12 protein-coding genes are annotated in these 13,074 nt (G+C 43.5%); 10 read left to right on the plus strand and 2 right to left on the minus strand.

Annotated elements, in window-relative coordinates:
- The first annotated feature begins 196 nt into the window (after positions 1-196).
- The 3 genes from vpsR to ACMAZD_RS03270 all read left to right on the plus strand — a co-directional run bounded on the left by vpsR (position 197) and on the right by ACMAZD_RS03270 (position 2,954).
- Positions 197-1,531, plus strand: a complete 1,335-nt coding sequence (gene vpsR, locus ACMAZD_RS03260) for a cyclic-di-GMP-binding transcriptional regulator VpsR (RefSeq protein WP_435248556.1) — start codon at positions 197-199, stop codon at positions 1,529-1,531.
- Positions 1,532-2,176: 645 nt separating this feature from the next.
- Positions 2,177-2,428, plus strand: a complete 252-nt coding sequence (locus ACMAZD_RS03265; protein WP_004735015.1) for a hypothetical protein — start codon at positions 2,177-2,179, stop codon at positions 2,426-2,428.
- 214 nt (positions 2,429-2,642) lie between these two features.
- The gene (locus ACMAZD_RS03270) at positions 2,643-2,954 is read left to right on the plus strand and encodes a DUF6482 family protein (RefSeq protein WP_435248557.1); all 312 of its coding nucleotides are present in this window, start codon (positions 2,643-2,645) and stop codon (positions 2,952-2,954) included.
- Between the two features lie 94 nt (positions 2,955-3,048).
- On the opposite strand, the gene mutH is transcribed toward ACMAZD_RS03270, so the two are convergent.
- Positions 3,049-3,714 carry a DNA mismatch repair endonuclease MutH gene (gene mutH, locus ACMAZD_RS03275; RefSeq protein WP_050546301.1) on the minus strand — a complete coding sequence of 222 codons (666 nt, stop codon included), beginning with the start codon at positions 3,712-3,714 and terminating at the stop codon, positions 3,049-3,051.
- Positions 3,715-4,330: 616 nt separating this feature from the next.
- Between mutH and rppH the strand changes: the two genes are divergently transcribed.
- The 5 genes from rppH (at position 4,331) to ACMAZD_RS03300 (ending at position 9,672) form a co-directional block, all read left to right on the plus strand.
- Positions 4,331-4,849, plus strand: a complete 519-nt coding sequence (rppH, locus tag ACMAZD_RS03280; protein WP_017059335.1) for an RNA pyrophosphohydrolase — start codon at positions 4,331-4,333, stop codon at positions 4,847-4,849.
- A gap of 2 nt (positions 4,850-4,851) precedes the next feature.
- Entirely contained in the window at positions 4,852-7,101 is a 2,250-nt protein-coding gene (gene ptsP / locus ACMAZD_RS03285; RefSeq protein ID WP_435248558.1) for a phosphoenolpyruvate--protein phosphotransferase, read from the plus strand.
- An 8-nt stretch (positions 7,102-7,109) separates the two neighbouring features.
- Entirely contained in the window at positions 7,110-7,901 is a 792-nt protein-coding gene (locus ACMAZD_RS03290; RefSeq protein ID WP_435248559.1) for a sulfite exporter TauE/SafE family protein, read from the plus strand.
- Between the two features lie 88 nt (positions 7,902-7,989).
- A complete protein-coding gene (gene lgt, locus ACMAZD_RS03295) occupies positions 7,990-8,811 on the plus strand; it encodes a prolipoprotein diacylglyceryl transferase (RefSeq protein WP_435248560.1) in 822 nt (273 codons plus the stop codon).
- 9 nt (positions 8,812-8,820) lie between these two features.
- A complete protein-coding gene (locus ACMAZD_RS03300) occupies positions 8,821-9,672 on the plus strand; it encodes a thymidylate synthase (RefSeq protein ID WP_435248561.1) in 852 nt (283 codons plus the stop codon).
- Between the two features lie 381 nt (positions 9,673-10,053).
- Here ACMAZD_RS03300 and ACMAZD_RS03305 read toward each other — a convergent pair whose 3' ends face one another.
- Positions 10,054-11,199, minus strand: a complete 1,146-nt coding sequence (locus ACMAZD_RS03305) for a Na/Pi symporter (protein WP_102434701.1) — start codon at positions 11,197-11,199, stop codon at positions 10,054-10,056.
- A gap of 230 nt (positions 11,200-11,429) precedes the next feature.
- Between ACMAZD_RS03305 and tnpA the strand changes: the two genes are divergently transcribed.
- Entirely contained in the window at positions 11,430-11,858 is a 429-nt protein-coding gene (tnpA, locus tag ACMAZD_RS03310) for an IS200/IS605 family transposase (protein WP_140150538.1), read from the plus strand.
- 260 nt (positions 11,859-12,118) lie between these two features.
- Positions 12,119-13,009 (plus strand): transcriptional activator NhaR, encoded by an 891-nt coding sequence (gene nhaR, locus ACMAZD_RS03315; protein ID WP_435249319.1) that lies wholly within the window; start codon positions 12,119-12,121, stop codon positions 13,007-13,009.
- Positions 13,010-13,074: the final 65 nt, after the last annotated feature.

Here is a 13,074-nt window from a genome sequence, read left to right on the forward strand (position 1 = left end):
AAACCTTGCCTGTACCGCACTCTTGATTCGAAAAATCATTATTTCTGACATAGTCTTACTATTGAGACAAAAAATCTAAGATAGTCTCACTACTATACGTCTCTGCGCTTAATACGATCTCGCGGCATTTTTGTCGAACGATGAAGCAGTGACTCGTATTAGCCGGATTTAAATAAAAATAGAACAAGGAAGAAGGATGGGAACTCAATTTAAGATGGATTCCTTACCAGGTTCTCTTATCGTCGTTGGTGGTGCGTACGAACCCTGGTTATCTGTATTAGAACAAGTGGGTTGGCAGTGTACCCAGTGTGCAGATTTACGAAAAGCCGATGCATTGATTGCTGATATAGGCCCATGCATTGGCATTGTGGACCTTAGTCATGATGAGTTCAGCCTAAATGGCATTGCAAACTTGGTGAGTAACAATAAGCAGGTTAGATGGCTCGCCTTTATCCGTGAATCGCAATTAAGCTCCGATACTATTTGCCAGTTTATCGTTAACTTCTGTATCGACTTTTTCACGGCACCCATTCCAGATGCGCAGCTACTGAGTACCATAGGTCACCAGCTTGGTATGCTTAAGCTTGAGCAGAAAGTATGGCCAAACTATGGCATTAACAAAAATATGGGCTTGCTGGGCGACTCGGTGGCAGTAAAGCGCCTAAGAGACCAAGTAAAGCGTATTGGGCCGACTGATGTCAGTATCTTGATTTATGGCGAGAGTGGGGCAGGCAAAGAGACGATTGCACGCTCGATTCATCAAAACTCTTCGCGCGCGCAAAAGCCATTTTTAACGGTCAACTGCCGAGCTCTGTCTGAGATGAGAATTGAGTCTGAAGTCTTTGGCATTTTAGCTCTGTCTGATGTTGCCCCTTGTATGTTGGAAGAGGCGGACGGCGGCACGATATTGCTCAATGATGTGTTAGCGATGCCTCGCAATCAACAGTTGAATTTATTGCGCTTCTTGCAAGAAGGGAAGGTAGAGACGGAGACTGGGTCGAAATCTGTGGATGTTCGTATTCTAGCGGCTAACTCTTCTGATATTGAAAAGTCATTGATTGAGGGTGATTTCAATGAAGAGCTTTACCACTATATCAATGTTCTACGAATCCAGGTTCCGAGCTTAAAAGAGCGGGTTAGTGATATCTCTGTGCTGGCTAATCATTTCTTGCGTCAGTATTCGAAAGAGTTTAATGCTCAAGCTAAGAGTTTCTCTGACGAAGCGCTTCGATCGATGAATCGTTATCACTGGCCGGGCAATGTCCGTGAGCTGATGAACCAAATCAAACGCGTTGTGTTGATGTCGGATTCGGTGATCATTGACGATCATCAGCTGGATTTACCTAAGCAAAATGATGAGCGCCGCAGCCTCAAAAGTATCCGTGAGCGTTCAGAGCGAGATGCGTTGCTGATTGTTCTGGAATCCTATGGTGGTCAAGTGTCGCTGGCTGCTAAGGAACTTGGAGTTTCACGCGCGACCATGTACCGATTACTGAACAAACATAGCCTGATTTCTGAAGGTGTTGTTTAGAAATCTCAACTAATCGATTTTATCCGGTTAATGTCAATTTAAGAGCCACGCATGATGCGTGGCTTTTTTGTTACCCATCGCTACAACTTCCTGTTGGCTGTTGGCTGTTGGCTGTTGGCTGCTGGCTGTTGGCTGCTGGCTGTTGCTGGCTGATAGGTTGAGCTATTGGACGCTAGGTCGTTAAGAGAGATGTTCTGTGATTTCATATAATAATAGTGAATATGTTATATATGAAGTGATATGCAACTAATGTTTCGGGTGAATCATTTGTTTTGAAATTGTTAATCAATTATCTGTTGAATAATATACTCACTTGGTTAGACTTTAATCGTGAAAGCAATGGTTCAACAACGACTTATTTGCTTTTGTTATCTCATTTCTTTTTGGATTTTTTAGTTAGTTTGGAGGCGCAAATGAAACATTTCGATTTTATACAGCATATTTGCGCGTCATTTGATCCGTGTACTGACATGGTGACTGTTATGTCACAAGCATCAGTCATGGCCGATCGAAACACCCAAGATAAACCTAACTAATAGATCCGTACCCTTATTTGGCTGCGGAAAAATAGCAGCTAAGTGAGAAGCCCTCATACTATCTAGAACGCTATTTTTCCTCAGTTTATTCCACAACTGGAGAGTTATTATGCGTCACTCAGTCTATTTAAAACTAGCAACAGTCCTTATCCGTGCAGACCTTCGTCGTGAAGAACGTGAATGGCAACGAAAAGTTCGTCGTAGTTCATATGATCTACCATGGAACAATACCCACTTATTGAGAGATATTGGCCTTGAAGCCGATGGTCGACCAATTGGTTTTTCTGAGCCTGAAGTAGTCACGATTGAGCGTCGAGTTCGTCACCTTCGTCGAGTCTTAAGCGCGCGAATACCGACGTAATCTTGTGGGGTGATAGCGCCTTTTGCCCCTTAAGATAAACATCAGCGATAGTTATGGCGTCTCAAGCACAAGCTTTTGAACTGGATCTGGCCAAAAAAGAGAAGCACTTGCTTCTCTTTTTTGCTTTTTTAAGCCGTTATGTATGATTTTTTAAGTCGTTATCTAGTAAAGGAAAAGAGTTCTACTAAGCTTTATGTAGCAATGGAGGCTTGCTATGCAAAAGCATCAATTAGACATGTGGTTACATGGAGAGCATAAAGACTCTTATCAAACACCTAAAGTGTACGTTATTGGGTGTTCCGATATCTCGGAATATCTATTGGCGGTAGAATATAAACACAAGTTGGAACCCGTTGAGCAAGACGGAGAACCGCTTCACTTTGGATCCTTGGATCAAGTAAAAGAGGAGTTGCTCCGGCTGGGCTTTGAAAAGGCATACCTGCGTTTGCACAATGCGTATGACGAGTTTGGTAATGAACCAAGCCAAGGTTACTGCGATATAGAGCTGGCTCTAAAGCCGCATTAGAACGCCTCTGTAACACACGGCAACCAATGCCATCCATTGCGTTAGTCATCTGCGAAACAAGGATTAGTCGCTAGGCACAGTGGCTGTGAGCTATTTATGCGTAGTGCGTTGTGAGCAAGTTATGGGTGAACTGGGTTCGTAGGTAGAAACCACGAGGCTTGGTCTTGATAGGTTTTCCACTCGCACCGTACGCTTCTGTTAAGACTCGGCTGTTCGCTGCTTTCGGTCGTAAATGCAATGCTTCTCCGTGCCTTGCTGTGATCTGCTCGACATTGCCTAACACGATCAACTCCATGAGCTCTTCCCAATCTCTTTTTAAGATTTCGTCTTCCGCTTGTGTTGGTGTCCAGAGTAATGGGGATCCAACATGTCTTTCTGCTAGAGGGATCTCTCGCTCACCTTCAACGGGGATCCACAATACTTTAGACAGCTTATTTCGGACGTGACTGGTTTCCCATGTTAATCCTTGTACTCCCATTAGCGGTGCTACGCAGACAAAGGTAGTTTCTAAAGGCTTGCCAGAATAACCAATAGGAATACTTTTTAGCTCGATCCCTAATTTAGCAAAATCTTGCTCTGGTTTACTGCCTGCCGCTGCACCCAAATGCCATTCTAATAGTTGTCCAACCCAGCCTTTATCGCGCTTAAGATCGTTTGGCATGATCATCTCAGCTTCGTCCGCGAGCTCTTTGAATGTCATTCCGGCAATAGCATACGCTCTGTCTAAGAGCTCTTGTTGTGTTTGTGGTTCTGGTTTCATAATAAAAGGCATGATCAAAAAAATGATTTTATCAGAAGTTATCACCAAATGCCGACTGGTTAAGAAATGATCTCATTGCTATAAAAGGGATCAAACTCATGGTTATCCACAGGTCATGAAGGTAATTAATTGAAATATTAATTTAGTGTATAAATAAACAGGGTTTTTTGGTGGATAAAATGCTTGCTAAATGGGGTTCAAAATGAACCTTTGACCCACCAGTGTGGATAAGCAGCGGAATGGTTGATCTTTAACCAGGTTTGGTTTTGAAAAGATCTTTTAGTTTTTGAAGATGGTTTACTTTATGGTTTGGTTTTTAAATTATTGATTTTGTATGTTTTTTATTGTTAATAGCGAGAGGGCTACTTTCGGGATTGATGAATGTATGGATTTAAAAAAACGATTGCGGGTAATTCTTCACATAGTTATTCACAGAAAAGGTGAATAAATGTGGTCTATGTCTCACTCTTATGTGGGTAACTAAGATTTGAGCAAAACTTATCCATATTCTTAGTTAATACTCATAAATATAGCGCTTGTCACGTCACTAAGTTTGCTCCAATTGGGGATATGTGGAAAAATCAGTGTAATTAAAAATTTAGATAGAGGTTGGCCAGTGATAGATGGCGATGGTTACCGATTAAATGTTGGTATTGTAATCTGTAACAACCATGGTCAGGTCTTTTGGGCTAAACGATACGGGCAACATTCATGGCAATTCCCTCAAGGGGGAATAGATGAAGGTGAAACTCCGGAACAGGCAATGTACCGCGAGTTGTATGAAGAGGTTGGCCTTACAAAAAAGGATGTAAAAATCGTCGCGACAAGTCGTCATTGGTTACGCTATAAGCTACCCAAACGACTGGTTCGGTGGGATTCGAAACCTGTCTGTATTGGACAAAAACAGAAGTGGTTCCTTTTGCGCTTAGATTGCGATGAATCGCATATCAATATGCAGCGTGGAAGTACACCTGAGTTTGATGGTTGGCGTTGGGTGAGTTACTGGTACCCAGTTCGACAAGTTGTTTCTTTCAAGCGAGATGTTTACCGTCGAGCGATGAAAGAATTCGCATCTTTAGCAATGCCGTTTAAAGAGCGAAAAATAAAAGGAAAACGCAAATTGCGTAGAGGTTAAGCATGCTCAGCCAACTAAGGGAAATAGTTGAACACGTATCAAGAGTTGAAGATGTGTCGACGGCTCTTGATATTTTGGTGAAAGAGACATGCAGTGCGATGCAGACAGAGTGCTGCACCGTTTATCTAGCGAATAGTGATATGCAGCGCCTTGAGTTGATGGCAACTCAAGGCCTCATCTTCGAAGGGAATAGTATTCACATTGGTTTTGACGAAGGCTTAGTTGGCCTTGTCAAAAGAAGTGCTGAGCCTATTAACCTTGCACAGGCATCTGCTCACCCAGCTTATAAGTTTTTTCCAGAACTAGGAGAAAGTGTTTACCATTCTTTTCTAGGCACTCCGATTATCCATCGCAAGCAAGTGCTTGGCGTTTTGGTTATTCAACAGAAATCTCCTCGTTTATTCAGTGAAATGGAAGAGTCTTTCCTTGTCACTCTCTCAGCTCAACTTGCGGTTATTGTGGCGCATGCCCAAACTCAAGGCCATTGGCTTCTTGAGCAACAAAAGCTGCCTGCGATTAAAGGTATTGCTGCATCATCTGGTGTCGCTATCGGTGATTTATGGTGGGACAACACGCAGCCTGAATTAACCGATGTTTACCCGGCATCGACGCTCAATGTTGAAAGAGAGCATGAGTTGTTGGCGGTTGCGGTCGAAAATGCCCTCAACGATTTCAAGCGTATGCGAAAGCGCCTAGACAGTGAAATCAACAAAGATGCGCTGGCGATCTTTGACTTGTTTACCCACTTACTCAACGACCCTATGTTGCGTAAGGATCTGAAAAGCCAAATTCAGAAAGGCGACAAGGCTGATTGGGCATTGAGACAGGTTGTTGAGAGTTACTCCAACCGTTTTGCCCGTATGTCTGATGTTTACCTTCGAGAGAGGGCACAAGACATTCGCGAGCTGGGTCAAAGGCTGCTCTATTTCCTTCACAACTCAGAACACGCGCTGCGGACGCTAGATAAACCGATTGTCTTGGTGGTGCGTGAGTTAACCGCTTCAGTCTTAGCGTCGATTCCAAAAGAAAAATTGTTGGCGGTGGTCTCGCTTGAAGGGGCGGCTAACTCGCACGCGGCTATTTTATCTCGCGCATTAGGCATTCCCTCGGTAATGGGAGTAAACCTCAATCTAGCTCAAGCCAATGGCAAACAAGCGATTGTTGATGGTTACAGCGGTGAGATATTTATTGAGCCGACTCAGAGCCTACTGAGCGAATACCAAGGGTTAATCCTAGAAGAGAGTGAACTCTCCTCTATGGTTAACCGAGAATTGTACTTACCTGCAAAAACCCAAGATGACCGAAAAGTCGAGATCTTGCTAAATGCGGGCTTAAGTGCCGATACCAATATTGCGATCAACCAAGGGGTGGATGGTGTAGGCTTGTATCGAACAGAAATCTCTTTCTTGTTACAACAAAGATTCCCGTCAGAAGACGAACAGTTCAAGCAGTATCGATCTGTTCTCGCGAGTTACCCTGAGAAGCAAGTTGTGATGCGAACTTTGGATATTGGTGGCGATAAGGCGTTACCTTACTTCCCAATAGAAGAAGACAATCCATTCCTTGGCTGGCGTGGTATTCGTTTTACGCTCGATCACCCTGACATCTTTATTATCCAATTACGTGCGATGTTACGTGCGAGTTGTGATAGTCAGAACTTGAGTATCTTGTTGCCAATGATCTCTAGCACTCAAGAACTGGATGATACAGTTCAACTCATCGAGCAAGCCTATGATGAAGTGCATGAACTCGACAGTCGAGTTCGTATGCCGCGTATCGGTATCATGATTGAAGTGCCATCTATGCTTTACCTTCTTCCGCTGATTGCGGATAAAGTTGATTTCGTTTCGGTGGGCACCAATGATTTAACTCAATATTTATTGGCGGTTGATCGGAACAATTCCCGTGTCTCTGATGTCTATGAATTCATGCACCCTGCAGTGATCATGGCATTGAAACACATCCATGATACTTGTAAGCAATATCAATTGCCTGTGTGTATATGTGGCGAGCTTGCGGGTGATCCAATGGGCGCTTTGCTCTTGATTGGATTAGGGTATGAGACGTTAAGTATGAATACCTCAAATGTCGCAAGGACTAAGTATTTGATTCGTCAATCTAAGCTTAGCGAACTGCAGAATTTGGCAAATGAGGCGCTATCAAAACCGTATGGAAGTGACATCTATAGTATGATGCTCAATTATTTCGAAGAGCGTGAATTTACAGGCTTCATTCGAGCGGGTAAAAAATAGGATTTAACGTGTCATACGAACTCATTGGCTTGTTGGCAGGCCTTGGTGCTGTTGTTGGTGTTTTAGCGGGTTTGCTGGGCATTGGTGGTGGTTTGCTGGTGGTTCCAGCCTTACTGTTTTTGCTTCCTAAAGCGGGTATTCCTCAAGAGTTTGCAATGCAGATGGCCTTAGCGACTTCGTTATCAACCATTATTGTTACGTCAGGATCTTCTGCGATTAATCACCTAAAACTAGGCAACGTCGAGATCTTTGTTGTGAAGTGGTTGATGCCTGGAGTGGTAGTCGGTGGCTTCCTAGGTTCTTTGATCGCAGACGTAATTCCCGCACAATATCTGCCGAAGGTGTTTGGTGTGATCGTCTTGATGTTAGCACTGCAAATGCTGCTATCCATTCGCTCTACAAGCCCAAAAGTGATGCCTAGTTCGGCGAAGACGATGATGTATGGCGGTGGAATTGGTGTGGTATCGAGCTTGGCGGGTATCGGGGGAGGGTCTTTATCTGTACCTTTCCTGAATCATCACGGTGTGGAAATGCGCAAAGCCGTCGGTTCATCTTCAGTATGCGGTTGTGTCATTGCGATTTCAGGAATGCTTGGATTTATTTGGCATGGTTCATCGGTTAACGATTTACCCGCTTTCAGTTTAGGTTACGTGTATCTACCCGCTCTGGTTGCGATATCTTGCACGTCAGTGTTGACCACTCGAATTGGCGCTAAGTTGGCGACTCAACTACCAACGCCAGTGTTGAAAAAATTCTTTGCGGTATTTTTAATGTTTATAGCGTCGATGATGCTGCTGTAGTGCATTTCTCCGTTGGTTGTTGTGCTGAGTTGCTTAATTTCAGTGAAGCAGTTAACTCATTGTTTATTAAATAGATAGAGAGCCAAGTATGTCTCAGGGTTTTATCGAATTCCCAAATATCGATCCTGTTCTTATTGAACTAGGACCAATCTCAGTTCGTTGGTATGGCCTAATGTACCTGGTCGGTTTTATGTTTGCGCTTTGGTTAGCAAACCGCCGAGCTGATCAACCTGATAGTGGTTGGACTCGAGAGCAAGTATCAGATCTGCTGTTTGCTGGCTTCCTTGGTGTGGTGCTTGGTGGTCGTATTGGCTATGTGCTTTTCTACAATTTTGACCTTTTCCTAGCAGACCCACTTTACCTCTTTAAGGTATGGACTGGTGGTATGTCTTTCCACGGTGGCTTGCTTGGTGTAATCACTGCGATGTTTTGGTATGCGAAAAAGAACGGTCGAACCTTCTTTGGTGTAGCAGACATGATCGCGCCTCTGGTTCCATTTGGTTTGGGTATGGGTCGTTTAGGTAACTTTATGAACAGCGAGCTTTGGGGCCGAGTGACTGATGTGCCATGGGCTATCGTGTTCCCGAATGGTGGTCCACTTCCTCGTCATCCATCTCAGCTTTATGAAATGGCGCTTGAAGGTATTGTGCTGTTCCTTATCTTGAACTGGTTTATCAAAAAGCCGCGTCCTCTTGGTTCTTTATCAGGATTATTTTTAGCAGGATATGGTACATTCCGTTTCTTAGTAGAATACGTACGTGAACCAGATGCTCACCTAGGTTTGTTCGGTGGATTTATCTCTATGGGACAAATTCTGTCACTGCCAATGGTTATCATCGGCGTGCTGATGATGGTTTGGGCATACAAGCGTGGTCACTACAAAGACGAATTACCACAACAAACGAAGTAAGGAATTGGTGTGAAACAGTATTTAGATCTCTGTCAGCGTATCGTTGATGACGGTACTTGGATTGAAAATGAACGCACGGGTAAGCGCTGCCTAACTGTGATCAATGCTGACCTTGAATATGATGTTGGTAATAACCAATTCCCACTGGTAACAACGCGTAAGAGCTTTTGGAAATCGGCTGTTGCTGAACTGCTTGGCTATATCCGTGGTTACGATAACGCTGAAGATTTTCGTAAGCTAGGGACTAAAACTTGGGATGCGAATTCGAACCTGAACGAAGCATGGCTGAATAACCCTTACCGCAAGGGTGAAGACGACATGGGACGTGTTTACGGCGTTCAAGGACGTGCATGGGCGAAACCTGATGGTGATCATATTGACCAACTGAAGAAGATTGTTGATGATTTAACGAAAGGTATTGATGACCGCGGCGAGATCTTAAACTTCTATAATCCAGGCGAGTTCCACATGGGTTGTTTGCGTCCGTGCATGTACAGTCACCACTTCTCTCTGCTTGGTGACACTCTGTACCTAAACAGTACTCAGCGCTCTTGTGACGTCCCGCTAGGTTTGAACTTCAACATGGTTCAAGTGTATGTGTTCCTCGCTATCATGGCGCAGATCACAGGCAAGAAAGCGGGCGTGGCTTACCATAAGCTTGTTAACGCTCATATCTATGAAGATCAACTTGCACCAATGCGTGATATTCAGTTGAAGCGTGAACCTCTAGCTGGCCCAACATTCCATATGAATCCTGAAATTAAGTCTCTAGAAGATTTAGAAACTTGGGTAACGGTGGATGACTTCTGGGTTGAAGGTTATGAATGCCACGAAGCGATTAAGTACCCGTTCTCGGTTTAATCTAATTCGCTTTGTTTGATTGAAAGGCTGCCTCTGTGCAGCCTTTTTTGCATCTAAGTGAGTAGTGAGGAGTAATCGGGGGGCGAGATACGAAGATCAAAAGCAGCCGTAATTCTCTATACTGACGAAGGACGGAGTAGGGAAACTCTGGGTGTTATGTGTTAGGTAGATTCCCTATCAAGCTCGTCCCTCGCTGTAGGGAATGACGGTTTTTAGGTGTGAGATACTAAATATCAAACGCAGTTAATTGGAGGGAGTCGCTCTTCGTCACTCGTTCACTCGCATCCAGTATCTTCTTTTTGCTTCCCTCATCTGCTCCTAAAAAGAAGAAGCCCGCAACCTAGGTTGCGGGCTTTGCTATAAGCGATGTTTGTTTTGCTATTAAGCAGTCAGTGCTAACACGCTACCCGGCAGTACAAGGAATACCGCAATAAGGTAACCAGCCACTACAGCTTTGTTTTTCACAGCCATGTCAGAAATGATATCAGCGGCTTTCACTGGAAGTTCACGTAGGAACGGAATACCGAAGATGAATACCGTTGCCATGATGTTGAACACCAAGTGTACTAGAGCAATCTGAAGTGCGAATACTGCGAATTCACCTGATACTGCTGTTGCTGCTAATAGAGCAGTAATACACGTACCGATGTTTGCACCCAGGGTGAATGGGTAAACATCACGTACTTTAAGAACACCTGAGCCTACTAGTGGAACCATCAGGCTTGTTGTCGTTGAAGAAGACTGAACAAGGATAGTAACGATAGAGCCAGAAGCGATACCGTGGATAGGCCCACGACCGATTGCGTTCTTTAGAATCTCACGAGCACGGCCAACCATTAGGCTCTTCATTAGCTTACCCATTACCGTGATAGCTACGAAGATAGTTGCGATACCCAGAACGATAAGCATGATACCGCCAACAGTGTCACCAAATGTTGATAGTGGCTCTTTAATCGCACTGACTACAGGCTTAGTGATTGGCTTGATGAAGTTTAGTCCACCCATGCTCATATCACCTGTTGCTAGCATCGGTGATACTAACCAGTGAGAAATTTTCTCGAGGATACCAAACGCCATCTCTAGTGGTAGGAAGATTGCAACGGCTAATAGGTTAAAGAAGTCGTGAATCGTCGCACTTGCGAATGCACGTTTGAACTCATCTTTACAACGAACATGACCAAGGCTAACTAGCGTATTGGTTACTGTAGTACCAATGTTTGCACCCATGATCATAGGGATTGCTAGCTCAACAGGTAAACCACCTGCCACAAGGCCAACGATAATTGAAGTAACTGTACTTGATGATTGAATAAGTGCTGTTGCCACCAAACCAATCATTAAGCCTGCAACTGGGTGTGAAGCAAATTCGAAAAGAACCTTTGCTTGCTCGCCTGTTGCCCATTTGAAGCCTGTACCAACCATTGAAACTGAAAGTAATAGTAGGTAAAGCATGAATGCCAAGTTAGCCCAGCGTAGCCAACGAGTTGTGCTCGAGATAGGCGCTGCTGCAGTAGTAGCTTGGTTCATAATGTTTTCTCCATTGGACCGTTTAAGTCTGTGTTTGGTCTGTTTGTTTAATCTGAGCGTGATGTTAGAGGGGAAATATTTCAGTAATATTACATTTTGGTTTAGGTAAGACTTTTTTGTGATGATTTACTCTTTAAATATTCTCATCGCTAATGTTGTTTATTCTGTGGATACAGAAAACCACGGGTTTACCCGTGGATGAATGCCTTTGGAGACGGTACGATGGATAAATGCAATATTACACCTCATCCCATAGTGTCTACTACACGAAGTATCACGTAGTTTGGGTAACTAAGTACCGTCGGAAAATCCTGAATCCTGGTATGTGCAGCTACCTACGGAAGGTTATGCCAAAGTTACTGCGAAGTTTACCTGGCGTTGAGATTGAGACGATAGGCTTTGATGAAGATCATCTGCATATGATGATGCTTATCCCACCGAAATACAGTATTTCAGACGTCATGGGTAAACTAAAAAGCCAATCGTCGCACCACATGCGAAAAACGTTCAGTTGGCTAAGTAAGGTTTACTGGAAAGAGAACATTGTGTGGTCGCCAGGTTACTTTGTCAGTAGCGTAGGCGTGAATGAACAAGTTATAGCGAATTACGTTAGACACCAGGGCGAAAAGGATTCTGGTCAACTCCGCATGGAGTTGTAACAGTAAGTACCCCGTGCATGCACGGGGGTATCTACTTAAATGATTGTTTTAGTTGAATATTTATGATCTCTTCTATGGGTGATATAGATCTTAAAAGTTAGAAAAAATTGAAAATAATCGCTCAAATATTACATTATGAAATCACACACTTCGAAAAAATAAGTGGTAATGGCTGTTTAGGTTAGGTTTTTCCGAGTTTGTTGAGCGAAGGTGTCATATTTGATATAAAAGGTTATCTACTCTTTTACTACGGCGTACTTATGTCGCATCTCAACTATAACCATCTTTATTATTTCTGGATGGTTTGCAAACAAGGCTCTGTTACTAAAGCCGCAGAAGCTCTGTTTTTAACGCCACAAACGGTAACTGGCCAGATCAAGGCGTTAGAAGAACGTATGGATGGTAAGTTAACAAAGCGTAACGGGCGCAGTGTTGAGCCTTCAGAGCTTGGCCAGTTGGTATTCAAGTACGCCGATCGTATGTTTGGCCTGAGTTATGAAATGCTGGATATCGTGAATTATAGCCAGCACTCCAATATTCTATTTGATGTTGGCGTTGCGGATGCTCTGTCCAAAAGATTGGTCAGTAAGATATTGATGTCGACTATCCCGCCCGATGACAGCATTCATTTACGCTGTTTTGAGTCGACCCATGAAATGCTACTCGAACAACTCTCTCAGCATAAACTCGATATGATTCTTTCCGACTGTCCCGTTGATTCAAGCCAAAGCCCAGGCCTTTTTAGTAAGAAATTGGGTGAGAGCGGAATGAGCTTCTTCTGTTCTGGTAAAGTAGAAGGGATTAGTTTTCCCGCTGTGTTAGAACAAAGGAAGCTTTTGATCCCTGGAAGTCGAACTTCTATGGGACGAAAAGTACTGCAGTGGTTTGATAGGCAGGGTTTAAAACCCGATATTTTGGGCGAATTTGATGATGTTGCTTTGATGAAAGCTTTTGCGCGCTATCATCATGATGCTATTTTCCTTGCCCCCACTCTTTACATGTCTGAAGTGGAAGAAGACACTTCTTTGCAACTTTTGTGTGATATTGAAGAGTTAAAAGAAGAGTACTACGTCATATTTGCGGAAAGGATGATTCAACATCCAGCAGTAAAAAATGTATGTGACGCAGATTTTAGTAAATTGTTCGAATGAGTTAGTTTGTTAATGAATTGATATCGATTATCATATCCAAGCAATATGCCGTAAATACTGATAGC

The organism is Vibrio sp. nBUS_14, from assembly GCF_051201655.1.
Lineage (GTDB): Bacteria > Pseudomonadota > Gammaproteobacteria > Enterobacterales > Vibrionaceae > Vibrio.